This is a genomic window from Bacillus sp. BPN334 (assembly GCF_008368885.1).
Lineage (GTDB): Bacteria > Bacillota > Bacilli > Bacillales > Bacillaceae_G > Bacillus_A > Bacillus_A wiedmannii.
In genome coordinates this window covers 40,288-63,732 of record NZ_QOZW01000021.1, presented here as the reverse complement: position 1 = coordinate 63,732, position 23,445 = coordinate 40,288, and the positions used below count along the sequence as shown (strand labels likewise).

Annotated in this window: 24 protein-coding genes and 2 pseudogenes; 19 read left to right on the top strand and 7 right to left on the bottom strand. The window is 34.1% G+C overall.

Annotation, left to right across the window (positions count from 1 at the left end; genetic code table 11):
* The first annotated feature begins 1 nt into the window (after position 1).
* A complete protein-coding gene (locus DN393_RS28540; RefSeq protein WP_064475665.1) occupies positions 2-1,039 on the top strand; it encodes an SDR family oxidoreductase in 1,038 nt (345 codons plus the stop codon).
* Positions 1,040-1,094: 55 nt separating this feature from the next.
* On the opposite strand, the pseudogene DN393_RS32635 reads toward DN393_RS28540, so the two are convergent.
* Positions 1,095-1,238 (bottom strand): annotated as a pseudogene (locus DN393_RS32635) (DUF4240 domain-containing protein); the annotation flags it as partial.
* A 136-nt stretch (positions 1,239-1,374) separates the two neighbouring features.
* On the opposite strand from DN393_RS32635, the gene DN393_RS28535 reads away from it, so the two are divergent.
* Both DN393_RS28535 and DN393_RS28530 read left to right on the top strand, forming a co-directional pair.
* Positions 1,375-1,842 (top strand): NUDIX hydrolase, encoded by a 468-nt coding sequence (locus DN393_RS28535; protein WP_088046655.1) that lies wholly within the window; start codon positions 1,375-1,377, stop codon positions 1,840-1,842.
* Between the two features lie 21 nt (positions 1,843-1,863).
* The gene (locus DN393_RS28530; RefSeq protein WP_149174163.1) at positions 1,864-2,508 is read left to right on the top strand and encodes an alpha/beta hydrolase; all 645 of its coding nucleotides are present in this window, start codon (positions 1,864-1,866) and stop codon (positions 2,506-2,508) included.
* A gap of 48 nt (positions 2,509-2,556) precedes the next feature.
* Here the strand turns inward: DN393_RS28530 and tet are convergent, their stop codons facing one another.
* Positions 2,557-4,500, bottom strand: coding sequence for a tetracycline resistance ribosomal protection protein (gene tet / locus DN393_RS28525; protein ID WP_088046657.1), 1,944 nt, complete (start codon positions 4,498-4,500; stop codon positions 2,557-2,559).
* A gap of 264 nt (positions 4,501-4,764) precedes the next feature.
* Between tet and DN393_RS28515 the strand changes: the two genes are divergently transcribed.
* The 8 genes and pseudogenes from DN393_RS28515 to DN393_RS28480 all read left to right on the top strand — a co-directional run bounded on the left by DN393_RS28515 (position 4,765) and on the right by DN393_RS28480 (position 11,364).
* The gene (locus DN393_RS28515) at positions 4,765-5,193 is read left to right on the top strand and encodes a MarR family winged helix-turn-helix transcriptional regulator (RefSeq protein WP_064475661.1); all 429 of its coding nucleotides are present in this window, start codon (positions 4,765-4,767) and stop codon (positions 5,191-5,193) included.
* 107 nt (positions 5,194-5,300) lie between these two features.
* Positions 5,301-5,861 (top strand): nitroreductase family protein, encoded by a 561-nt coding sequence (locus tag DN393_RS28510; protein WP_255449881.1) that lies wholly within the window; start codon positions 5,301-5,303, stop codon positions 5,859-5,861.
* 44 nt (positions 5,862-5,905) lie between these two features.
* Positions 5,906-6,199 (top strand): putative quinol monooxygenase, encoded by a 294-nt coding sequence (locus tag DN393_RS28505; protein ID WP_064475659.1) that lies wholly within the window; start codon positions 5,906-5,908, stop codon positions 6,197-6,199.
* A 144-nt stretch (positions 6,200-6,343) separates the two neighbouring features.
* Positions 6,344-6,478, top strand: a pseudogene (locus tag DN393_RS28500) (AAA family ATPase); the annotation flags it as partial.
* A 276-nt stretch (positions 6,479-6,754) separates the two neighbouring features.
* Positions 6,755-7,261 carry a DUF3902 family protein gene (locus DN393_RS28495; RefSeq protein ID WP_088046659.1) on the top strand — a complete coding sequence of 169 codons (507 nt, stop codon included), beginning with the start codon at positions 6,755-6,757 and terminating at the stop codon, positions 7,259-7,261.
* Positions 7,262-7,519: 258 nt separating this feature from the next.
* On the top strand, positions 7,520-8,686 hold the full coding sequence (locus tag DN393_RS28490; RefSeq protein WP_064475657.1) for a serine hydrolase domain-containing protein: 1,167 nt from the start codon (positions 7,520-7,522) through the stop codon (positions 8,684-8,686).
* 298 nt (positions 8,687-8,984) lie between these two features.
* Positions 8,985-10,739, top strand: coding sequence for an adenine deaminase C-terminal domain-containing protein (locus tag DN393_RS28485; RefSeq protein ID WP_064475656.1), 1,755 nt, complete (start codon positions 8,985-8,987; stop codon positions 10,737-10,739).
* A 112-nt stretch (positions 10,740-10,851) separates the two neighbouring features.
* Positions 10,852-11,364: a hypothetical protein gene (locus DN393_RS28480; protein ID WP_064475655.1), complete on the top strand. Its 513-nt coding sequence runs from the start codon at positions 10,852-10,854 to the stop codon at positions 11,362-11,364.
* Between the two features lie 139 nt (positions 11,365-11,503).
* Here DN393_RS28480 and DN393_RS28475 read toward each other — a convergent pair whose 3' ends face one another.
* Positions 11,504-12,883: a catalase gene (locus tag DN393_RS28475; RefSeq protein WP_149174161.1), complete on the bottom strand. Its 1,380-nt coding sequence runs from the start codon at positions 12,881-12,883 to the stop codon at positions 11,504-11,506.
* Between the two features lie 271 nt (positions 12,884-13,154).
* On the opposite strand from DN393_RS28475, the gene DN393_RS28470 reads away from it, so the two are divergent.
* Both DN393_RS28470 and DN393_RS28465 read left to right on the top strand, forming a co-directional pair.
* Positions 13,155-14,369: an aspartate aminotransferase family protein gene (locus DN393_RS28470; protein WP_064475653.1), complete on the top strand. Its 1,215-nt coding sequence runs from the start codon at positions 13,155-13,157 to the stop codon at positions 14,367-14,369.
* Positions 14,370-14,670: 301 nt separating this feature from the next.
* A complete protein-coding gene (locus DN393_RS28465; RefSeq protein WP_064475652.1) occupies positions 14,671-16,128 on the top strand; it encodes an MFS transporter in 1,458 nt (485 codons plus the stop codon).
* Positions 16,129-16,185: 57 nt separating this feature from the next.
* Here DN393_RS28465 and DN393_RS28460 read toward each other — a convergent pair whose 3' ends face one another.
* Genes DN393_RS28460 through DN393_RS28450 form a run of 3 tightly spaced genes read right to left on the bottom strand, consistent with a single transcriptional unit; the run spans position 16,186 to position 19,359 of the window.
* The gene (locus DN393_RS28460) at positions 16,186-17,295 is read right to left on the bottom strand and encodes a DUF4018 domain-containing protein (RefSeq protein ID WP_064475651.1); all 1,110 of its coding nucleotides are present in this window, start codon (positions 17,293-17,295) and stop codon (positions 16,186-16,188) included.
* A complete protein-coding gene (locus tag DN393_RS28455) occupies positions 17,270-18,433 on the bottom strand; it encodes a DUF58 domain-containing protein (RefSeq protein WP_088046662.1) in 1,164 nt (387 codons plus the stop codon). The genes DN393_RS28460 and DN393_RS28455 overlap by 26 nt, the downstream gene beginning before the upstream one ends.
* Positions 18,430-19,359 (bottom strand): AAA family ATPase, encoded by a 930-nt coding sequence (locus tag DN393_RS28450; protein ID WP_064475649.1) that lies wholly within the window; start codon positions 19,357-19,359, stop codon positions 18,430-18,432. Before DN393_RS28450 ends, DN393_RS28455 begins: the two co-directional genes overlap by 4 nt.
* Positions 19,360-19,562: 203 nt before the next feature.
* On the opposite strand from DN393_RS28450, the gene DN393_RS28445 reads away from it, so the two are divergent.
* Together DN393_RS28445 and DN393_RS28440 are read left to right on the top strand one after the other, a co-directional pair.
* Positions 19,563-19,880, top strand: a complete 318-nt coding sequence (locus tag DN393_RS28445; RefSeq protein ID WP_000991836.1) for a PadR family transcriptional regulator — start codon at positions 19,563-19,565, stop codon at positions 19,878-19,880.
* A gap of 7 nt (positions 19,881-19,887) precedes the next feature.
* Positions 19,888-20,424, top strand: a complete 537-nt coding sequence (locus DN393_RS28440; RefSeq protein ID WP_000448680.1) for a DUF2812 domain-containing protein — start codon at positions 19,888-19,890, stop codon at positions 20,422-20,424.
* A gap of 324 nt (positions 20,425-20,748) precedes the next feature.
* On the opposite strand, the gene DN393_RS28435 is transcribed toward DN393_RS28440, so the two are convergent.
* Complete coding sequence (locus DN393_RS28435; protein ID WP_000433607.1) at positions 20,749-20,997, bottom strand: hypothetical protein; 249 nt, start codon at positions 20,995-20,997, stop codon at positions 20,749-20,751.
* Positions 20,998-21,280: 283 nt separating this feature from the next.
* Between DN393_RS28435 and DN393_RS28430 the strand changes: the two genes are divergently transcribed.
* Genes DN393_RS28430 through DN393_RS28415 form a run of 4 tightly spaced genes read left to right on the top strand, consistent with a single transcriptional unit; the run spans position 21,281 to position 23,404 of the window.
* Positions 21,281-21,664, top strand: coding sequence for a VOC family protein (locus tag DN393_RS28430; protein ID WP_001049855.1), 384 nt, complete (start codon positions 21,281-21,283; stop codon positions 21,662-21,664).
* Between the two features lie 14 nt (positions 21,665-21,678).
* Complete coding sequence (locus DN393_RS28425; RefSeq protein ID WP_088046664.1) at positions 21,679-22,221, top strand: GNAT family N-acetyltransferase; 543 nt, start codon at positions 21,679-21,681, stop codon at positions 22,219-22,221.
* Positions 22,221-22,802 carry a kinase gene (locus DN393_RS28420; protein WP_064475647.1) on the top strand — a complete coding sequence of 194 codons (582 nt, stop codon included), beginning with the start codon at positions 22,221-22,223 and terminating at the stop codon, positions 22,800-22,802. The genes DN393_RS28425 and DN393_RS28420 overlap by 1 nt, the downstream gene beginning before the upstream one ends.
* 23 nt (positions 22,803-22,825) lie before the next feature.
* On the top strand, positions 22,826-23,404 hold the full coding sequence (locus DN393_RS28415) for an HAD-IA family hydrolase (protein ID WP_064475646.1): 579 nt from the start codon (positions 22,826-22,828) through the stop codon (positions 23,402-23,404).
* Positions 23,405-23,445: the final 41 nt, after the last annotated feature.

Sequence of the window (23,445 nt, the reverse complement as noted above, 5' to 3'; positions counted from 1 at the left end):
CATGAAGATTTTAATACTAGGTGGTACACGATTTTTGGGAAGAGCTGTTGTAAAAGAGGCTTTGAACAGAAGGCATGAAGTTACATTATTTAACCGCGGAACAAACAAAGAAGTTTTTCCTGAAGTGGAGCAGCTTATCGGTGACAGAAGTGATGATGTATCAAGTTTAGAAAATCGAAAATGGGATGTTGTCGTGGATACGTGTGGGTTTTCTCCGCATCACATTAGAAATGTTGGAGAAGTACTGAAAGATAATATTGAACACTATATATTCATCTCTAGCCTTTCCGTATATAAAGATTGGATTCCGCATGACATAAAAGAAGACTATATATTACAACCTGAACCAATGGAAGAGCAAATAAAGGCTGTAGAGAATGGTGAAATATCTCCTTATGAGCATTATGGTGCACTGAAAGTATTATGCGAAAAAGAAGCAGATAAATATTGGCCAGGGCGTGTTTTACACGTAAGAGCAGGACTTCTTTCAGGAATGTTTGATTATACAGATCGACTAACATACTGGATTCAGCGTGTAGCAAAAGGAGGTAAAGTGTTAGTACCAGGCAGAAAAAATCGTCCAGTGCAATTCGTTGATATAAAAGATGTCGCGAGCTTTGGACTCAACATGGCAGAAAATAATAAAGCAGGTACATTCAATGTTACAGGTCCAAATTATGAATTGACGATGGAAGAGCTATTAAATACGTGCAAAAAGGTTACGAATAGTGATGCCGCATTCGTTTGGATAGATGAATCGTTTATGAATGAACATAAAGTGCAGCCTTGGACAGAGATGCCACTATGGCTTCCTGAAACTTTTTTATTAGAAGGTGAGACAAAGCCTTGGAAAGGTGGTTTTTATATTAGTATTGAGAGAGCTGTTAAAGAAGGACTTACTTTTAGGAAATTAGAACATACAGTTACAGATGTGTATGAGTGGATGAAGAGTGTGGACGAATGGGAATTAAAAGCAGGTATTTCAATTGAAAGAGAAAAGGAGCTGTTAGATAAGTGGAATGAAACAAAGAGAGTGTAAATAAGGATTCTATGAAAACAGGACTCTGTCTATTGGTTAAACAGAGTCCTAATATTTATCTCGGTTCTTCCCCATACATTTCCCATAACCTAGGAAACATCTTTTTCAAACCTTTTTCGTCATCTTCATTCCAGTCAAACTCGATATCTATATCGTCGAATTTTTCATTAGATAAGACAGGATAAAGTGTAAAGTAACTATATCCCTGTAATGATAAAAAATCAGAAGATTCAAAAACTATCGAATGAAATAGAAAAATTTAGTAATCTTATTTGTACAGCACATACATAATAGTTTTATAGCGATTTTCAAATAAAGTATAGGGGGCAATCGGTATGGATCTAACATTTAAAGTTGAAGAAACATGTTTTAATTATCGGGTCGGAGCAATTTGTAAACATGATAATAAAATACTCATTCTGCAAGGTGACGGTGAAGATTTTTGGTACGTACCAGGCGGAAGAGTGAAAATGCTAGAAAATAGTGAAGATGCGTTACAACGAGAGTTTGCAGAAGAACTAGCTGTTCCTATTAAAGGGAAGAGATTAATATGGTCAGTAGAAAATTTCTTTACACTTTCTGAGAGGAAGTTTCATGAGATTAGTTTTTATTATGAAGTAGAGCTACAGGAGTTACCTGCAAATGGAGCGGATCAATATATTTTGGAAGAAGAGGGTGGAACATATCTATTTAAGTGGGTGCCGGTAGAAGAGTTACATGCATATAACTTACAGCCAGCATTTATAAAAGAGAAAATAAAGGATATCGCAGTTCATACAGAACATATCGTTTTACAAAAGTAAACGTATTCGGAGGAGAAAACGGTGAAGGGGACTAAAAAAGAGGTACATATAAATGACAAGGTAATTCGTTACACACATATCGAAAAAGGTTCTAGTACGGTTTGCTTTATGTTCTCAGGTTCAGGATACAATTACGATAAACCGTTATTTTATTATGCGACGATGCTTATGCTCGAAAATAAAATAGATGTAGTACATATTCATTATTCTTATGACGAACAAGTAATGAATAAACCAATCGAAGAAGTAACGAAAATAATGATGGATGATATTAATCCTGTAATGAAAAAAGTATTAAAAGGTGAGCAATACAATCATACAATGTTTTTAGGGAAGTCACTCGGAACGATTCCGATTGCAAATGATTTAATGAAGAGGGAAGAGTTTTTACAGTCAAAAATGATACTACTTACACCTTTACTAACTTTTGATTCCATTTTTGATTCGATCCTACATAGTCATCATGAAGGGCTATTAGTAATTGGAGATAAAGATCACCAATATAATGCAGATCAAATCGATCAGTTACATAAAACGAATTTACAAATTGAAGTTGTCAAAAACGCAAATCATTCTGTAAATGTTGGGGGATTGGAAACAGAGAATTCAATTGAAGCGATAGCAAAAATAATGGGAAAACTTAAAGAAGTTGTTAGGACAAACTAACCTATCAATACATGCAAAAAGAGGTGCAAATTGCACCTCTTTTTTTACTTAATAAGCCCTCAACACATGAAGCAAATAATCCTTACGATTCAGAGGATTATAATCAACACGTTTTCGAGTAGGAAAGGGAGCCTTTAGTTTTGTATAACCAGATGGCTTCGTTGTAAATATACCTTCTCCTTCTGTAAATGAATGAAGCATTCGCTTAAAATTCTCTGTCTTCGTGACAGGTAATGACCCAGTTAACTGGTAAGAATCATTAATGAATATAGGCTCTGCAAAAGTGGCTGGAATAGCAGCAAGCTTATACATCGCGGTACTAATTGCATGTTCTGGTACAGTCAATTCAAATTCGTTAACTGGTTCATATACAAATGTGTCAGCTTGCTTTAAAGCATCCATTAAAACGAGTGGTGTTAAATTTCTAAAGTCACTTGCTGTTGTAACAGGACTAGCATAACCAGTATGGGTTAACGTGACGATAACGTCCGTAACCTCCCATCCGTATAAACCTTGTTTTAACGTTTGAAATACAGTATCTTCAATTGCTTTATGAAATGCTAAAGGCAATGATCCAAGTTCAACACCTAACTTATATGTTATGCCAGAGTTAAGCTCACCACGTTCGATTTTAAAACCAATTGTTGCGTAAAATGGATTCGCTTTTTCACCCATTACTTCAACGCTATTCCCTACGCCAAGTGGTTTCTCAATACATACAACTCGCGTATTTGAGAAAGTAACCTGCAAATTATATTTCTCATAAAGTGTTGTTTCAATTACTTCTTTTTGTACTTCACCGAAAAGGCGAATATATAGTTCATTATGAATATCGTCTTTCCACACTTTAATGAGCGGATCTTCTTCACATAGATCCATAAGTGCAGCGTATAGATCATGAATTCGTTCTTTTGGTACTGCTTCAATAGCAGCTTCCATTTGTGGTTCGGCAAAGTGAATGTCTTTTATATAATCCGTTCGTTCACCGATAATATCACCAATTTTAATATCACTCAGTCCCCACACTTTGCAAAATTCTCCGCTAGAAACGGTAGAAACTTGAACAGCATTTCCGTTATGAAACATGCATATTTTCTTAATCTTTTCTTTATGTGCCAGAGCTTCCCCGCGCTGTATATCAACATATTTTCTAACGTGTAAACGACCAGAAAAAACTCTTACATATGCAATCTTTTCCCCAGAAGGTTCACGTTCAATTTTAAACACAACACCGGATAATGTTTCATTTTCTGCCGACTTTTTAGCTGGAAATAAGGCTGAAATATTTTCGAGCAGTTCAGTTACACCCATACCTGTCATGGCTGAACCGAAAAAGATCGGGTACACATTTGCTTGCGCTATTTGTTTAATGAGTTCCTCTCTTAATAGTGTGCCCGGTACGATTTCATTATTTACATATGACTCAAGTAATGATTCATTATATGGTGCTAACAGTTCCATACAGTCGTCATATGATTTGTATTTAATAATTCGTGCTTCCTTTGTTCCTTCGTTTTCTACAGAGTAGAAAGGGAATGCTTCATTTGAAAGAACCTCTTTTATTTGTTTCATAACTTTTTCAGTATTTGCGCCATTACGATCAATTTTATTTACGAATAATATTGTTGGTATGTTTAGTTTCTGCAATGTCCGCATTAAAATTTTTGTTTGTGCTTGCACACCTTCAACAGCAGAAATAACTAAAATTGCACCGTCTAAAACGCGGAATGATCGCTCTACTTCAGCGATAAAATCAGCGTGTCCAGGTGTATCAATGACATTTACTTTTACATCATCAATAAAGAAAGATACAACAGATGCTTTAATCGTAATTCCGCGTTGTCTCTCTAATTCCATTGAGTCAGTTTGCGTACTTCCACTATCAACTCTGCCAATTTCTTTAATTACATTCGTTTCATAAAGAATACGCTCAGTCAAACTCGTCTTGCCAGCGTCTACGTGCGCGACAATCCCTATATTTATTGTTGTCATATGTGAATATCCTCATTTCATTTTCCATTTTTATCTCCTCATTTCTATTTGTGTATTGCCGCATTACAATCACTCTCCAGTCATTTAAATTAGTACTATTATAGTGCAATTAACATTTTTTGTAACGCGACAAAGCGTCTTAATTTGGAAAAATATAAATGAAAACAAAATGCTTGCATTCTAAATCGATATAGATTATATTAATTGACATATCAACTATTGATACATCAAACATTTTTATTTTGCATGTAAAGGAGGGGTATTTTGACAAGTTCATGCTCGAAAGAAGCGATTATTTTATATAAATTACACTTTCTAAATAAAGAAGTAAGTTCAAAATTCGAAGGGTGTACGGGTATGAGCCAGTCTCGATTAGAGCTTATACTTCAGTTATATGAAGTAGGTGAAATTAGTCAAAAAGCACTTCAGCAAGAAGTGAATATTGATAATGCCGCAATTACAAGGCATTTAAAACAGCTAGAAGCAAATGGAATGATTACAAGACGTAAAAATCCAGATGATAACAGAATTACGTTAGTTTCTCTAACTGAAGAGGGACGAAATAAAATTCAAGTGTATCAGGAGGAAAAAGAACGTTTTGCAGCATCTGCATTTAAAGGATTAAGTGAAGAACAGCGCGATAATCTTTTAGCAATGTTAGACCGCATTCAAGAAAATATAAAAGAACTTTAAAAAAGGGAGAATTCAACTATGACTAACTCAGTACAAACAAATGATTTTAACGAAATTTTAACGAAATTTTAACAGGACGCCGTTCAATTCGTAAGTACGATCCTTCAGTGAAAATTAGTAAAGAAGAAATGACAGAAATTCTTACAACAGCAACACTTGCACCATCATCTGTGAACATGCAACCATGGAGATTTTTAGTGATTGAAAGTGACGAAGCGAAAGCAACACTTGCGCCACTTGCGAAATTCAATCAATCTCAAGTAGAAACATCTTCAGCAATGATCGCTGTGTTTGGTGACTTAAACAACTTTGATAACGCAGAAGAAATTTACGGTACAGCAGTAGAGCGCGGTTTAATGCCAGCAGAAGTAAAAGAAGATCAAATGAAAAAACTTTCAGGTTACTTCTCAATGGTTACACCAGAAGTAATGAAAGATACTGTACTAATTGACGGTGGTCTTGTAGCGATGCAATTTATGTTAGCAGCTCGTGCTCATGGTTATGACACTTGTCCAATTGGCGGATTTGAAAAAGACCAAATCGCAGAAGCTTTCGGATTAGATAAAGAACGTCACGTGCCAGTAATGTTAATTTCTATCGGAAAAGCTGCTGACAGTGGTTACCAATCAGTACGCCTTCCAATTGAAAAAGTTGCTGAGTGGAAGTAATTTTATAAATACAGAAATAAGTGAGATATGAGAGGGGAAACACCATGATTATTATTCACGCAATATTTCAAGTAGATCCAGCAAAACAACAATCATTTTTAGAAGAAATTCAGCCACTACTTCATGGCTCAAGAGAAGAAAGTGGAAATGTATCTTATGACTTATATAAAGATACAGAAAAAGAAAATGTATATACGATGGTAGAAGTATGGAAAGATGAAGAGGCAGTTGCGAGTCATAATACGAGTGAACACTTCACATCTTTCGTTAGCAAAGCACGACAATTTTTAACTGCGCCACTTGATATAAAAGTTTATAGTGGTGAACTAGTAAAATAATTAGTAGAAAAAAATGACTTTAGCGTATGGCTGAGGTCATCTTTTTTATTTTGATAGGAATATATTTACTTCTAACGTAATGTGTTATAATTCGGGAATAATATTTCTTAATTTTCTGAATTATTATAGGTGGGAGATAAATATATGAGTACATTAAAGAAAATTATTAACAATATTTCGAAGGTTATTATAGGAAAAGATGAATCGATTGAACTTGCAGCCATAGCTCTCATAGCAAGGAGGCATATGTTATTAGAAGATGTACCTGGGACGGGAAAAGGTGACATTAATATAAGTGAATGAAATTAACTGTAAATTAATTTTATTTACTTATATTTAATTACGTGGTAATGTATACTTACTTTTTTTATATCTTAACCAATGGAAAAAAGGTTGCCTTAGTAGAGTATTTCTCATTAAATTCTTCATGAGATTATATTTGTTTCATTAATATAGAATGAATAAGAGATGTAATAGGGTTTAACCAATAACGAGTAGCATGTAAATAAAAAATTATAATTTATTTTTAAATTTTTGTAAGGGTGTGAAAATAGAATGAAACCGGTATTGAAAAACATACTTCTTTCCTTTGTTTTTTCTGCAGTAGGGATGTGTTGGTTTCTGTTTCTGTTAGTTAGAGGAGGCGGAGATTGGTTATTGTCTTGGTTAGGTGTATTAATGGCATTTTTATCTTTATACACGATAATAGATTTATATTGTAAGTATACATACGATAAAAAATTAAGTAAATTGTTTATTAAAGCAACAGTTACTACCTTTAGTTTTGCGGTATTGGGAATCATCTTTGGTATTGTACACGAGCTATTACAGCCATGGAGTCTCAGTTTAATGGTTTGGTATTGGTTGTTAGTGTTACTTTTATTTTCAACGACTATAATATTATTAGTTTTTGTAGTATTTGTTAATCGTAAAAATTATAATATTCCTGGTAGATATAGAATACTTATATTGATTAATCTATTTCTTACGCTAGGACCAGTACTGTGGCCACTACTTCTTACTATTATAGGAAATGGTATGAACGCTAGTGCAGGATGGTAAAAGTGAATGAAGATTAGTAGTTTAAAGAAGTGAATGGAATAATAAGTTAATATAGGGTTTAAAGTATGTAAGAGAACGTGTTTTCATAAAATGAAGACACGTTCTTTTTTATTTTCTTACAGAACTTTTTCTCATCTGGTCGCCAAATTTTGAAAGTAAGTATTTCGTAAGGAATGGATAAGAAAAAAGAGAGTTTTATCATTTAGGATGAAAGTATAGCTTAAATCAATACGATATAAATAGAGGAGAGAAAGCCTTATGAAAAAATGTTATTCAATTAAGTTAGCGAGTTTAGCAGTTTTATTAGCGGGTACTACTTTATTCACACCAGGTTTTACTGTAAAAGCAGAGTCTACTCAAAATATTTCTAATTCGTCAGAAGCACATGACCAAAAGAATCGGAATGGTTGGAAACGAGTCATGCAGGAAACAATCCAAGTTGGAGCGCCAGGGGTATTAGCTAAGACATCTAATAACGGAAAAATTAGTAGTTATACTGCTGGTGTCGCGGATTTAAATAGTAAGAAACCAATGAAATCGGAATATCGCTTTCGGATTGGGAGTGTGACGAAGACTTTTACCGCTACGACTGTTCTTCAATTAGTAGGAGAAAATCGCGTGCAACTTGACGATCCAATTGAAAAGTGGCTACCGGGTCTCATTCAAGGAAATGGGTATGATGGCAATCAAATTACGATACGTCAACTTTTGAATCATACGAGTGGTATAGCTGAATACTTAAAGTCAAAAGACGCTGATATTATGAATTCGAAAAAAACGTATACAGCAGAAGAAATAGTGAAAATAGGACTTTCTCTACCTCCAGATTTTTCACCAGGTAAGGGATGGCTGTATTCAAACACAGGATACGTAATATTGGGAATGCTTATTGAAAAAATAACTGGAAATAGTTATGCGGAAGAAATTGAAAAGCGAATTATTGAACCTTTGGATCTGTCAAATACGTTTTTACCAGGGAATTCACCCGTAATTCCAGGTAAGAATCATGCTCGTGGATATATGAAAATTGATGAAAAAAGTGAGCTGAAAGATATGACGTATTATAATCCGAGTTTAGCTAATTCAGCTGGAGATATGATTTCTAATGCGGACGATCTAAATAAATTCTTTTCATTTTTACTTGGTGGTAAGTTACTGAAAGAACGTGAGCTAAAAGAAATGCTTACTACAGTTCCTATAGAAGGAAAAGGTGTTGGTGATGGATATGGCCTTGGGATCTATGAGACTAAACTTCCAAATGGTATTTCCGTTTGGGGTCACGGAGGATCAATTCCTGGGTTTATGACTTTTGCTGGTGGAGTAATTGGAGGCAAGCATACATTTGCTGTCAATGTTAACTCTTTAGGTCCGGTTGATATTCTTACACAGTTTAATAAAATGATGCAAATTGAATTTAAGAAATAAATGAAAAGAATGTGAATGGGATCCTGCTTTAAAGGACAGTATTAGCATTCATAGTATGACATCAAGTGTAATTCAATCGTATAGTTTAGTATAAAAAAGGATGTCAGTTACACGACATCCTTTTTTATTGAGGACCAAAGAGGTATACTTTAAATTTTGAAAATTGTTATTTTTGCAATTATTACATATAATAAAGGGTATAGGGGTTGTACAAGAGAGTTATGAATGGAGAATACTTTAGTTTGTTAATTGTTTTTATTTTAATAAATAAAAGTAAATTGATTTGGAGTGAAATTCATTGGGAGAAAATCAGTTTAGATGGAGTAACAAGCAATTAAGAGAACATGTTGAAGTAATAGATGGCAAAAGAAATCCGCACATTTTATGTAAGAACGCAACTTATTTAAATTCCTATATGCGCGAGTGGGTGCAAGCAAATATTTGGATCTATGATGACCGGATTGTTTATGTAGGAGAAAAGCTGCCAGCGCAACTGCATGAATGTGAAGTCATTGATTGTAATGGAAAGTACGTAGTTCCAAGTTACATAGAACCGCATGCACATCCATATCAATTATATAATCCTGAAACGTTAGCGAATTATGCGATGCAGTTTGGGACAACGACTTTTATTAATGATAATTTAACTTTATTTTTCACATTACAACGTGAAGAAGCATTTCGTTTATTAGATGAATTTGAAAAGATTCCAGCAAGTATGTATTGGTGGTGTCGTTTTGATGGGCAAACTGAATTGCAAAAAGGGGAATCTTTATTTAATCGTGAAGAAATAATAGAGTGGCTTAAGCATAAAGCAGTTCTTCAAGGTGGCGAGCTAACAGCGTGGCCAAAGTTATTACATGGCGATGATGAAATGTTATATTGGGTGCAGGAAACGAAACGATTACATAAAAAAGTGGAAGGACATTTTCCAGGAGCATCTGAAACGACTTTAGCGAAATTAAAATTGTTAGGTACAGATTGTGATCATGAAGCGATGACAGGGCAGGAAGCTTTCATTCGTCTTATGCAAGGTTACACGGTTTCACTAAGAAATTCTTCAATCCGTCCAGATTTAGAAGTGTTACTAAAAGAATTGCTAGAACTAGGAGTAAAGCAGTTTGATAGATTCATTCTTACTACAGACGGCTCACATCCTTCGTTTTATGAAAATGGAATGACGAACGTAATGATAGCTACCGCGATAAAACAAGGAGTGCCAATAATAGATGCTTATCATATGGCAAGCTATAATATCGCTCGTTATTATAATATGGAACATCTACATGGTTCAATTGCGACAGGTAGAATAGCTAATATTAATATTTTGGAAAGTAAAGAAAACCCGGTTCCAATAAGTGTAATTGCAAAAGGAAAATGGGTGAAGCGTGACGGAATAAACAAAAGTGAATCAGTACAAATAGACTGGAGTAAATTTAAAGTAACTTCATTATTATTAAACTGGTCCATAGAAAAAGAGGATATGATTTTTTCTCATAAAATGGGTATACATTTATTGAATAACGTTATAACTAAACCATACACGAGTGAAATGGATTTAAACCGTGATGAACTTTCTCTAAATCATGATGAGTGTTTCCTTATGATGATTGCTCGTGATGGTACGTGGCGAGTGAATACAGTTGTAAAAGGCTTTGCAAATAAATTAGGAGGCCTTGCTAGCTCTTATTCTGGTACCGGTGACATCATTCTTATTGGGAAGAATAAAGAAGATATGCTTACAGCTTTTCATAGAGTGAAAGAGATTGGTGGGGGAATGGTAATAGCTGAAAAGAATGAAGTATTACACGAAATCGCATTACCATTGCTCGGGATTATGTCTAAGTTAAAAATGAATGAATTAATACAGGAAGAGAAACGGTTGGTGAAATTATTGCAAGAGCGTGGCTACGCGTATGATGATCCGGCATTTACCATTTTATTCTTTTCCGCGACGCACTTGCCTTTTATAAGAGTAACGCCTATAGGAATATATGATGTGAAAAATAGTAAGGTAGTGGCTTCACCGGTGAATTTAATAAAGCAATGTTAATATGAAAGGCCCTATAAAAGTCCCATTTATAGGGCCTTTCACATTGTTAGCATAAGAATATTGTGAGCCTCAAATAATATAGTATCTAAATTACTTGAGGTGAAACGTAAGTATGAAAAAAATATTGTATATTTTAAGTGTATTTATATTATGTGTATCTATTCAACAAGTTGTACATTCTCAAACAGATGCACCAGAGCTATCTTCTGATTGTCTTGAAAAAAGGAAAATTCGAGATGAGAAGTATGTGAAAAATATTATGAGGGACATTCAATCTACGTTTGATTTAAATATTGATGAACACAGTTTTTGGGAAGTGAGCCAAAGAGACCTGGATGCTGCACATTTAATGTATGGCGGAAGAGAAAATGATTCTTATTATAATTCGCTAACTAAAATTTATAATAGTGGTGGATTTAGAGAGCAGCCTAGTTTATTTGTGGCAGTGCAAGAAGCATTTTTACTTTATAAAGAAAAAGATAATATCAATGTAATGAAACACTTAAATCTAGATATTGAAAAAGGGGAATGGATCGTTATAGAAACGAAAAAGAAGAAAGGGAAAAAAGTGAAATTCAAGCCGTTACAATGTGAAAAAGATTATTTGAAAAAGAGAAATGAGTAACATAATCTAAAATGAAATAACGGAAATTTTGAAGGGGTAAAATTCCGTTAAGAATTGTAAATGAGGCGGTAGAAATTACTAGTAATTTCGCCATAAAAAAACGTCATTTTAATGTTTAAAATGACGTTTTTTTATATCATTAAATCTTTTGCATCGCACTCTCAATTCTCTTCACTAAATCAGCAGACACTTTATGGAAATACCCTAAAACGACCTTACTAATATCATCGGATATAACTTTCAAATCACTAGCTAAGTTTTTAGCAAGATGTTCTTTTTCAATCGGTTTTAACTTCGCATAAAATTCACTAGGCTGCGTAAAGTCATCCTGTTTCGTAATAGAAGTTCTTTCAAGTTTACCTTCAACGTATCTTCCGTCACCGCTCGTTATTTGATTAGCAGGTGTCCAATTTTGTTGTTGGTTAATGGTCAATTTGCGAAATTCGGAACCAATTCTTCTTCTTTGAGAATCACTATAAATGTTAGCGCGTCCTTGCAGCATTTTATCATCTGATAGTTCTGCACCGTCTAGTAAATTAGAAGGAGAGAAGGCGACTTTTTCTACTTCTTCCATATATTTTCCAGGGTTTTTGTTTAATACCATTTTGCCTACTGGTATAAGAGGGTATGACTTTTCATCCCATACTTTTGTATCATCTAAAGGGTCATAAGAAAGATGTGATTCATCTTTCGGATCCATGAGCTGGACATATAACCCGTATTCCACTGGTTTACCATTTGCAATTGCATCATATAAATCTTTCCCGCTATAATCAGGGTTTTCAGCAGCCAGTTTATTCGCTTCCTCATTAGTAATGAATTGTACACCTTCAAATGGGTACCAATGATACTTTACATACTTGCGGTAACCTTCTTCATTTCTCCAAACATATGTATTAACACTATGTCCTGGGATGTGGCGCAGACTTTTGGCTGTACCAGCATCAGAGTATAAATGGACAACGAAATGAATGGATTCAGGTGCGCTAGCGACAAAGCTCCAGAATTTATTAGGGTCTATTAAGTTATTTATAGGTGAAGGTAACAACGCTTGAATCGTTTCAGGGAAACGCATCGGATCACGAACAGAAAAGACAGGAATGTGATTACATAAAAGATCGAAAATGCCTTCCTTTGTATAAAACTTTGTAGAAAAACCGCGCACATTTCTAGAAGTGTCAGGTGTTCCTTTCGTACTAACAGCTAATGAAAATCGAACCATAACAGGAACTTTCTCATTAGAATGTTGTAGAAAACTTAACTTTGTATGTTCAGACATTGGATAGATTGTTTGAAAATAACCGAACGCACCAAATCCTTTTACATGAACAGGTCTTTCTAAAATTTTTTCGTGAATAAATTCTTGTAACGTCTCGTGAAGTACACTATCTTGCTCTAGAACTGGTCCACGTGAACCAACTGTTTGTGAGTGAAGTGTAGCTTGTTCATTACGTTCTCCATTTTCATTAAAGCCTTTCCCTAGTATAGATTGCCCCTGTTTATCATAGTTTTCATCCATCGATATAGCCTCCAAATCTTTTTTGTCCATTGTTACTAAATATGATTTCATAGCCTTGATTATGTATGACACGCAAAGTCCAAAATGGTAACAGACCGCTAGATGAAAAAAATGCACATGTAGTGGACCTGTTGAAATAGAAGAAATTATGGAAAAATGAATATCGGGAAGAAAATTACTATTAAAATATTAATCTTAAAAATGAATTTATACATGAATTTATAGAGAATGAACATAAATAAACAAGGAAAATAACTAGGAGGAATTTAAAATGTCGGATTGGTTTCAATTAGATAAAGAATATATGATGCCTACATACTGTCGTACGAAGGTTGCGATAGAAAGAGGAGAAGGGTGCAAGCTTTATGATGTGGATGGTAAAGAGTATGTAGACTTATTTTCTGGTGTCGGAGTGAACGTATTAGGATATAATCACCCGAAAATTGTGCAAACGACAATGGAACAAGTTACAAAATCATTGCATCTTCCATTTCATTTTTTAAACCCAGTTGCGATTGAGTATGCAAAGAAATTAGTAGATTGCTCTTTAAAAAATGGAAAAGTCTTTTTTACAAACTCTGGTACGGAAGCGACAGAAACGACGTTGAAATTAATTGATAAATATAGAGCTAATACGGGTGTAGAACGTGAAGGAATCGTAGTGTTGAAAAATAGTTTCCACGGACGTACGTTAGGAGCACTTCATTTTACGAGACAAGAAAGTGTATATCAAAATTTCCCTAAAACATCTATACCAGCATATGAAGTAGAGCGTGAGAATATAGAGCAATTAGAAGAAACAATCGTTAAAGAAAATCCAATTGCGATTATGCTAGAGCCTGTATTAGGAAGCGGGGGGATATACCCTTTATCAAGTGAATATTTACATGGTGTTCAAAACTTATGTGATAAATATAATGTCATTCTTATCGTTGATGAAGTTCAAAGTGGTATGGGGAGAACTGGTAAACTATTCGCTTATCAAAATTTCAATATTACTCCGGATATTATTCAAATTGGTAAGGGGGCAGGAGGCGGGATACCGCTTGGCGGAATTATTGTAGGTGAAAAGTTATGTGATGTATTTGCACCAGGAGATCACGGCACAACGTTTGCTCATTCTTCAATGGGAACGGCTTTAGGATTAACGGTTTTAAATACATTGATTGACGATGGTTTAATGCAAGAAGCGTATGAAATGTCACACTATCTAAATGATAAATTGCAAGAAATTCAGAAAGAAAATTCTTATTATATTGGTGAAGTACGTCATGCTGGTATGATGTTTGGAATTAGTTTGAATGATACGAATGAAAATGTGAAGAAATTACAGGTAAAGCTAATGGAGAAAGGGATGTTAGTTGACGTTACACAAGGGAACATCATCCGTTTACTTCCGCCATATATAATTACAAAAGAAGAAATCGATACATTTGTTAATGAGTTTATCTCTTGTATGCATAGTTTAGCAGCTACAAGTGTTTAAAAACTTTAATGAAAAATCACCTTATTTTTAATGCAAATAGGAAGAAAATAGTGGTAAAAAAATAAATTTACGTAAAAAAATAAAAAGCTGAAAAAGGTACTCATATAGCGCCTTCTTCAGCTTTTTATAATACTAAAATTACTTAACTTAAAGAGCATCTCATTGGACAAATAATTAATTATGTGAAACAATAATAACAGATAAGGAGACATTAATTTTCCTTAAGTGCTTCGAATTAATTTATTCAATAAGAGAAGGTGTGCTTAAAGAAGTTAAATTAAACAAGGAGCTGTTTTATTATATGCAACAAAATAATGATTTAAATTTTGAACCTCAAGACGTTAATATTGTCAACTCTAAACAAGCCAGGAAAGCAGTAATTGCTACTGGTATAGGGAATGCAATGGAGTGGTTTGACTTCGGATTATACGCGTATTTAGCGGTTATTTTAAGTCAATTATTCTTCTCAGGTGTTGATAATAGTGGATTGCAACTTGTACTTACATTCGGTACATTTGCAGCAGCCTTTCTCGTTCGACCAATCGGAGGTGTATTCTTTGGTAGAATAGGAGATAAGTACGGCCGAAAAATCGTGTTAAGTACTACTATTATTTTAATGGCACTTTCTACATTATTCATCGCATTACTACCAACCTATGAACAAATTGGTGTATGGGCACCAATACTACTTTTAGTTGCCCGAATGATTCAAGGCTTCTCTACAGGCGGCGAATATTCAGGAGCAATGGTTTATATCGCAGAATCTTCTCCAGATAAAAAGCGTGGTATACTCGGTAGTGGTCTTGAAATTGGCACACTCTCAGGTTACATTGCTGCATCGGTAATTGTTACCATTTTGACGTTATTGTTAACAGATGAACAAATGCTCAGCTGGGGCTGGCGTATTCCTTTCTTAATAGCTGCACCAATTGGTTTGGTCGGTTTATATTTACGCCGTCATTTAGATGAATCTCCCATCTTTGAAGAGATGGAAAAAGCACAAGAGGAATCTGAAGACAACGAACAATTTTCGTTTATGGATATATTAAAATATCACAAAAAAGACTTCTTATTAAGCACAGTTATTGTCGCCTTCTTTAACATTACAAATTATATGATTCTTTCGTATATTCCTTCTTATCTAACTCAAGTACTTAAAGTCAAAGAAACAACTGGCTTATTAATTATTTCTATTACGATGGCACTTATGATTCCACTGGCACTTTATTTCGGTAAATTAAGTGATAAAATTGGTAATAAACGTGTCGTGCAAATTGGTTTACTTGGTTTAGCAGTATTTGCAATTCCAGCATTTTTACTAATAGGTAATGGACATATTGCAGCTATATTTGCAGGTATTTTCATTTTAGGATTCTTCCTAAGTGTATATGAAGGAACGCTACCTTCATTATTACCATCACTCTTTTTCACCGATGTACGTTATCGAGCACTTTCGATCTCATTTAATATTTCTGTATCGATATTCGGTGGAACAACACCGCTCGTATGTTCATACTTAGTTCATGCAACCGGTAACCCGCTTGCACCGGCATTTTATTTAGCAGGTGTAAGTATTATTGGATTAGTCGTATTTAGTGTATTATTCGTTACAACTTCAGGACGTGCACTTAAAGGTTCATATCCTACAGTTGAAACGAAAAAGGAAGCACATCTAATCGCTAAAGAAGACCCTGAAGAAACACTTTGGTGGCATGAAGAGTCGTTAGAAATTGAAGCAGGGAAAAACGCTTCAATTTAAAAAGTAATGTAGAAGTATAAAAAGACTCCTATGAAAATAGGAGTCTTTTTTGTTATGTTATTTCTTCCTTTTCTTCAAACTCTTCTGATACAAGTAAAGTTTATGAATCTCTTCCTTAAATTCCTGAAGTAGCATCATATCCTCACTATTTGAATAACGTACTGTATTATAAGCATTTACAATAATATGACTCTCAATATTTACATCTTCTTCACTATTTATTCTTTCTAACCATGCTTCAACAGTTTCTCCTCGTTTTCTATTTAAAGGAGGAGTTAATTTACTCTCCAGCTTAAAAATTTCTTTTCGAATTTCGTTATGTGGTGGTTTGTTTCGTTTAAATTGTTTTAAACTCATTCCTTCTTTGTCAGTGATGATAGTAGATTCGAAGGCAGGCATATTTGGCAAACTTAAATATTTTCGTTTTTTTATTATTTTCCAAACGACGTAAATAGCAATGGTTGTACATACTATTATTGTAATGCTATTTATGAGAGTTGGATCAAAAGAACGCTGTCCAAAGTCATCCTTAATTTGAGGATCCTTTAAATTCCCTTTATTCGACCAAAAATCGTCAGTTTCTTTTGATTCAGCTGCCGAAAATAACGGATTAATGGCGTATCCAAATCCTAAAGCAACTACTTGTACGGCATAAGAAAAAAGAAGCCGAATGTATGGGAAAATAGGAATGAGGAAAGCACTAATTATTCCAATCGTAATAAGAGAAGCGAAACGTAATAACTGCTGATTACGATTAGCCCCAGTTAACCAAAATGTAATCATTATGTGTAAGACTAACAGTAACAGTTTCCACAAAGGTGGAAAGGGCGCATAAAATATAGCTGAAACACCAAACCAAACAATACCGCTTAATGATTTTTGAACTGGATATCCTGGTCCGACTACATATACGATAAAGAAGAAAAGTGGTAACATTATTGTGCCAAATAGAGAGAAAGAGAGAAAGAGAGAACAACCGATTATTTGAGTAATTAACAGTATGACAAAACCTGTTGTTTTTTTCTTCATTAGTTTATGGATAAGAAATACTCCCATATAGCCTGTTGCTAAAAATATAGCAATACCGATGAGTTCATCTCTTTCCGTTAATAACGAAAGGAGGAGCAGCAGAATAAAGTCATTAATGTGATAAAGCCAAGTTTTCAAGCTTTTCCACCATCCCTTCGTTATTAATGAGAAACGTAGGCTGAGAGAGAAGAGGGAGTTCATTTCTCTGTAAACCAATGTATATCATTGTAGACGATCGTTCTCTTTTTCTCGTTACATAATGAAGAAATCCTTGTTTCGGAAGTAACGTACTATCATCTGAAATACGCGCTAATTCCTCTAAAGATATCCCGTAATGGGTTAGCCCTTCGTTTAATGGTAAGTGCAGAGGTCCACCTTCAACTAATACACTAATAAATAGTTCAAACGGTATTTGATGCTTCGTTGCGTATTGACAAATGTATGTTGCAAATGAAATAAGGTCTTCTATATTATCTTTCCAACCAAATCCGCGATCAGCAGCTAATGAAAGACAAATCGTCCAACTATAATTTTTTACAGGCTCATATTGCTTCGCCTGTAATGATTGCATTTTAGCAGATGCTTTCCAATGAATAGAACGGAAAGACTCACGTTCATATCGTTTAACTCCAATAATAGATGTTTCATCATTGTAAAAAGAAAAATTCGTTCGATAAGATCCGTTTAAAAGTTGCTGTAGTTCTTGTAGGCCTGCTACTTCTTTAGGAGAAGGGTACACAATAATTTCAGTCCTTAATTTATCAAAAATGGGCAAATGCACAGTTAAAAGATGAAAAGGATCTTTCAAGACACATTCGAACTGTTCAATTTGAAACACACCACGTTTCGTTGCAGTTAATGTTAAATCCCACTTTTGCGCCGAATGAGCAGGTTGTGAAAACGGGAAAGAGAATAGTGTTTTTGATATTTGTTCAATTCCTTGATCATTTTGTGGTAGTAGTGACGGATTTAAATGAAAATAACAAACACCGTTAACGAGTGGTATATTTGCTCCATTTTTTAAATGAATAAAAAACTGCCCAGATTCATTAGGAAAAAGCCGAGTAGTTTGTTTCCCATTTACGACTTCAAATGTTTTCTCTATGTAAGCGACATATTTATAAATGAAAATCGCAAATAAATAATAGAAAAAAAAGAGAAACATAATGATTCGTTGTGGCATAAAAAATGTAAATAGTATAGCGCCTGGGACAGTTAGTTGAATAATATGAAGTTGGAAAAATAAAGGTACAGTTACAACACGCTGTCCATTCATGTTTGTTCAATCTCCACCGGTACGTCAACTTCTTTTAAAATCCTTTGCATAATTTCATTTTTTGTCGTACGTAATGCACCTTCCATTGATAAGACGATACGGTGATTCCAAACAGAAGGAACTAAAAATTGTATATCTTCAGGCGTGCAATATTCTCTGTCGCGTAAAAAGGCTAGTGCTTGAACTGCGCGTACTAAAGCTAATGTGGCACGCGGGCTTACACCATTGGCGATGTAATCATGATTTCTTGTAGCGTGAGCAAGTTTAATAATGTAATGTTCTAACGGTTCTGATACGAAAATTTCTTTTACTCGTTTCTGTGCTTCTAAAATATCATCTAAAGAAATAACAGATGTGATACTTTCTAGTGGTACATCGCTACGAAAACGTCGCATCATTTGTAGTTCATCCTCTGGAGACGGATAACCAATTGAAATCGTCATTAAAAAACGATCAAGCTGTGCATCTGGTAGAGGGAACGTTCCTTGTGATTCAATTGGATTTTGCGTTGCAATAACAAAGAACGGTTTCGGAAGAGGAGTAGATTGCTTTTCAAGCGTTACTTGTCGTTCTTCCATCGATTCTAATAAACTAGACTGTGTTCTAGGCATAGCGCGGTTAATTTCATCCGCAAGCAAAATGTTGGTCATGACTGGTCCAAGTCTTAACTCGAATTCGCTCGTTTTCGGATTGAAATATTCAATACCTGTTACATCACTCGGAAGTACATCCGGTGTAAATTGGACGCGAGAAAAATTACCACCTATACTTTTAGAAAGTGTTTTCGCAAGTAACGTTTTCCCCGTACCAGGCACATCCTCAAGCAGTACATGTCCATCAGCAAGCAATGAAACGAGTAATAGATCAATAACATTTTCTTTACCGACAAAAACGGATCCTATGTTTTCTTTCAATTTATTTATCATATGTATCATTCCTTTCAAAATATAAGCGGATATTTCTATATTTTAACAAATTATTCAGAAAATTGATATGATTTTTTAATTTAAAGAAATAGATATTAAGTTATTAAATTACCTTGCATATTTTGGAATATGATTATATAATATCGATACACGATGTATCGTTAGTCGATATATCAGGTAACGATGTATCGGAGGTGGTTATAATGAATGCGAAAGCGAAAAAATATATTCCGTTAACAGAGGCGACATATTACATATTGTTATCACTAGTGAAACCAATGCATGGTTACGGAATTATGCAAATGGTAGAAGAGATGACAAATGGAGAAGTAAAGCTCGGTCCAGGTACTTTATATGGGAATACGACAAAGTTACTAAAAGAGAAGTTAATAGTTGAAGTGGCCTCTACAGATAGAAAGAAGTGCTATGAGTTAACGCTACTTGGTAAAGAAGTATTAGAGCTAGAGTATAACAGGTTGCAGAGATCTGTAAGGAATGGGAATAGTATTTTAGGGGAGTGAATGGAAGATGGAGACTAAAAGGGTATTTAAGTTTTTTACGGCATGGAATTTAGAAAAAGAAGAAGCTTTTTTACGAAAGATGCATCAGCAAGGTTGGGCATTACAAAAATATAATTTAATGTATACGTTTAAGAAAACTGAGCCAAAAGATGTAATATACAAAGCTGATTTTAGATTAGTTTATAGAGATTCGAAAGAACAACAACAAGAGTATTTTGAAATATATGAAATGTCAGGTTGGGAACGTGTAACAAGTTTCACAAGATGGAATTATTTTTGTAAAGAAGTAGAAGAAGTAAATGAATTGCCTGATATTTACTCAGAAAAGGAGACGAGGATACAAAAACTAAATGAGTTATTAGTATTCTTTGTTATTATGTTAGCAGCTATATTACCATCAATGTACAATCTATTTATAAGCCCGATGGAATCAAGAGTGCCAATGTGGGCGAAAGCTATGACGGGTCTTACAGGTTGTATGTGGATATACTTCTTTATAAGACTCACTTGGAAAATTAAGAAATTAAAAAGTGAAATATTATAATAAAAAGTAGAGTTAAAAAGAAGTTGATGTTGTAGGGAAATACCGGGATTAACTTCTTTTGTTTCTATATAATTGTATTTTTGTTCACTCTTTTTTATATAATAAAAATCTATATAAAGGCACAGAATTAACAGTTACGAAGAACCACAAATAACCCAAAAATAATAAATGAAGAAAAAATGATTCATATCGAAGATCAAAAAAATAAAAGATGACTAAAGAGGTGTGGGGTGTAACTTATAATAAGGAAGAAAAACATTTTTTGATTAACATATTAAATCGAAAAACCCCCTACAGAAAATTGGTAGGGGGTAATAAAAATGTTTAAGAAAAAGACTGATTTTGAGCAGGTTTAATAAATTGTTCTGGATTTTCAACGAGTCCGCATACAGCGCATTGGACTCTGTATGTTGGTCCTTGATAAGCCATATGAAAAGCATTCATATTTTCATTTGTGTATTCCTCTTCTACTTGACCAGTTTGTGGATTTAACTTGACTGGTTTTACTTGTTGCTCAAGAATATTAAAGCGAGTACGGTTCGTTTTACAGCTTGGACATAGCATTGGTTCCATATGTATACACCTCCATTTGTAGCATTTCTTAAACTCATTAATTTTATGCAAGCAAAAAAACTTTCTCAATATAAATGGGTATTTAAAGTATTCAAAATTCAGAAAAAATAAAATATAATAAAAGTACGAACTGGTTATGTCCAAACCAAATCTCCTGTTTTATGCCAATAAGCTGGGGGGCCGAGAAATCGGCCTCATTTTTTTTTGCTCGTTGCTATAAGGAACAAGGTTTTTATGAGACATTTGTCGAAATTTTAGGGATGGATATAAAGGAGGATGTAAAATGAATTTAAAAATGAAGTACATCATTTTATATGTAGAAAAGTTTGAAGAATGTTTAAGATTTTATAAAGATATTTTACAGTTACCTATAAAAGCAGAGCATGGTACATATATTGAGTTTAATACTGGTTCTACAATTTTAGCGATGAACACGAGGCAAGATGTGAAAGAATTAACAGGACTACCACTTACAGAAGGCGAGTTACAATCTTCTCATTTTGAATTGGGATTCGTTGTTGATCATGTACAAGAAACAATCGAACAATTTAGAGAGCAAGGAATTAAGATCTTAGTTGAACCAATTGTGAAACCGTGGGGACAAACAATTGCATACATTGCCGATCCAGATGGGAATTATATTGAAATTTGCAGTTCATTAGAATAGAAGGAGAAAAAGAGATGGGGTTTCCGAAACTAGAAACAGAACGTTTACAATTAAGAGAACTTACACTACTCGATGCAGAAACTATGTTCCGTTATTTTTCAAAAGAATCTGTTATACGTTATTTCGGGATGGATTCTTTCGAAAATATTGAGCAAGCAAAAACGACTATTCAAACGTTTAAAAATCGTTATGAAGAGGGAACAGTATTTCGCTGGGGAATTGAGAAGAAGGGTACGGGCCAATTAATCGGAACGTGCGGATTTCATTTAATAAACAAGCATCATAAGCGAGCTGAAATTGGTTATGAATTAGACGATACATATTGGGGACAAGGGTATGCAACGGAAGCGTTACAGGCGATTTTAGGTTACGGATTTGAAACGTTACAACTTATAAGAATTGCAGCTGTTGTATATGTAGAAAATAAAGCTTCTCAAAAATTATTAAGTAAAGCAGGGTTTCAAGAAGAAGGATTACTTCGAAAACATATGATTCAAAATGGAGTTGCTCATGATACAATTTTATACTCGTTATTAAAAGAAGAGTGGAAGAAGTAATGAATACAAACGAGCTTATAAATATTATGAAGAAGCATAAAGAAAATAGATTCATTTTAGGTATAGATGGTTTAAGTCGATCGGGAAAGACAACATTTGTAACAAACTTAAAGGAAAATATGAAACAAGAAAGCATCCCGTTTCATATTTTTCATATTGATGATCATATAGTAGAGCGTAATAAACGATATCATACTGGCTATGAAGAATGGTATGAGTATTATTATTTGCAATGGGATATTGAGTCGCTTCGGCAGAAGTTTTTTCAGAAGTTACAAAATGAAACAAAACTGAAATTACCGTTCTATAATAATGAGACAGATTCAAGTGAGATGAAAAAAGTACAGATACCCATAGTAGGTGTAATTGTAATTGAAGGTGTTTTTCTACAGCGAAAAGAGTGGAGAGATTTCTTTCATTATATGGTGTATTTAGATTGTCCAAGAGAGACACGTTTTCTTCGGGAGAGTCCGGAAACGCAGAAGAACCTTTCAAAGTTTGAGAATAGGTATTGGAAAGCAGAGGGTTTTTACTTAGAAACGGAATTGCCGAAGGATCGGGCGGATTTAGTCATACAATGATTGGAAAATAGAAGGAGAACAGAATGAATATTTTATGGGATTTTGATGGGACGTTATTTGATACGTATCCAGTTTATACAAAAATTCTTTCTCAAGTTTTAGGGAAGGAAATAAGTGAAGAGGAAATCTATACAAAGTTAAAGGTTTCATTTTCTCACGTAATTGATTATTATAAAATATCTAAAAAACAATTAAATGAAATTGATGTATTAGAGAGTCGTATTATGATAGAAGATATAAAACCATTTGAAAAAGTGGAAGAGGTATTAAAGTTTGCCGATAAAAATGTCATTATGACTCATAAAGATAGAGCGGGGGTATTATCTATATTAAATCATTACGGCTGGAACAAATACTTCGTAGACATGGTTACAATTGACGATGGTTTCCCCCGAAAACCGAACGCTTTATCTTATGATCATTTGCATAAAAAGCACAATATTGATTTAGCTATTGGTGATAGAGAATTAGATTTATTACCTGCAAAAGAATTAGGTATTTCAACATGTATGTTTCAAGGGAACTGTGATGTAGCGAATTATTCTTTATCGCATTACTCGGAATTTTTTAACGTAGTGATTGATAGAGAGGTTATTTTATAAATAATTCAAATAAAACCTTTACTTTTTGCTTGAAAGTAGAG

What these genes read in the sequence shown, in the direction of transcription:
- DN393_RS28540 (WP_064475665.1), top strand. Translation starts at nt 2, where the DNA reads ATGAAGATTTTAATACTAGGTGGTACACGATTTTTGGGAAGAGCTGTT.
- DN393_RS28535 (WP_088046655.1), top strand. Translation starts at nt 1,375, where the DNA reads ATGGATCTAACATTTAAAGTTGAAGAAACATGTTTTAATTATCGGGTC.
- tet (WP_088046657.1), bottom strand. Translation starts at nt 4,500, where the DNA reads ATGACAACAATAAATATAGGGATTGTCGCGCACGTAGACGCTGGCAAG.
- DN393_RS28505 (WP_064475659.1), top strand. Translation starts at nt 5,906, where the DNA reads ATGATTATTATTCACGCAATATTTCAAGTAGATCCAGCAAAACAACAA.
- DN393_RS28495 (WP_088046659.1), top strand. Translation starts at nt 6,755, where the DNA reads ATGAAACCGGTATTGAAAAACATACTTCTTTCCTTTGTTTTTTCTGCA.
- DN393_RS28490 (WP_064475657.1), top strand. Translation starts at nt 7,520, where the DNA reads ATGAAAAAATGTTATTCAATTAAGTTAGCGAGTTTAGCAGTTTTATTA.
- DN393_RS28480 (WP_064475655.1), top strand. Translation starts at nt 10,852, where the DNA reads ATGAAAAAAATATTGTATATTTTAAGTGTATTTATATTATGTGTATCT.
- DN393_RS28475 (WP_149174161.1), bottom strand. Translation starts at nt 12,883, where the DNA reads ATGGATGAAAACTATGATAAACAGGGGCAATCTATACTAGGGAAAGGC.
- DN393_RS28470 (WP_064475653.1), top strand. Translation starts at nt 13,155, where the DNA reads ATGTCGGATTGGTTTCAATTAGATAAAGAATATATGATGCCTACATAC.
- DN393_RS28465 (WP_064475652.1), top strand. Translation starts at nt 14,671, where the DNA reads ATGCAACAAAATAATGATTTAAATTTTGAACCTCAAGACGTTAATATT.
- DN393_RS28455 (WP_088046662.1), bottom strand. Translation starts at nt 18,433, where the DNA reads ATGAATGGACAGCGTGTTGTAACTGTACCTTTATTTTTCCAACTTCAT.
- DN393_RS28450 (WP_064475649.1), bottom strand. Translation starts at nt 19,359, where the DNA reads ATGATAAATAAATTGAAAGAAAACATAGGATCCGTTTTTGTCGGTAAA.
- DN393_RS28445 (WP_000991836.1), top strand. Translation starts at nt 19,563, where the DNA reads ATGAATGCGAAAGCGAAAAAATATATTCCGTTAACAGAGGCGACATAT.
- DN393_RS28440 (WP_000448680.1), top strand. Translation starts at nt 19,888, where the DNA reads ATGGAGACTAAAAGGGTATTTAAGTTTTTTACGGCATGGAATTTAGAA.
- DN393_RS28435 (WP_000433607.1), bottom strand. Translation starts at nt 20,997, where the DNA reads ATGGAACCAATGCTATGTCCAAGCTGTAAAACGAACCGTACTCGCTTT.
- DN393_RS28430 (WP_001049855.1), top strand. Translation starts at nt 21,281, where the DNA reads ATGAATTTAAAAATGAAGTACATCATTTTATATGTAGAAAAGTTTGAA.
- DN393_RS28425 (WP_088046664.1), top strand. Translation starts at nt 21,679, where the DNA reads ATGGGGTTTCCGAAACTAGAAACAGAACGTTTACAATTAAGAGAACTT.
- DN393_RS28420 (WP_064475647.1), top strand. Translation starts at nt 22,221, where the DNA reads ATGAATACAAACGAGCTTATAAATATTATGAAGAAGCATAAAGAAAAT.
- DN393_RS28415 (WP_064475646.1), top strand. Translation starts at nt 22,826, where the DNA reads ATGAATATTTTATGGGATTTTGATGGGACGTTATTTGATACGTATCCA.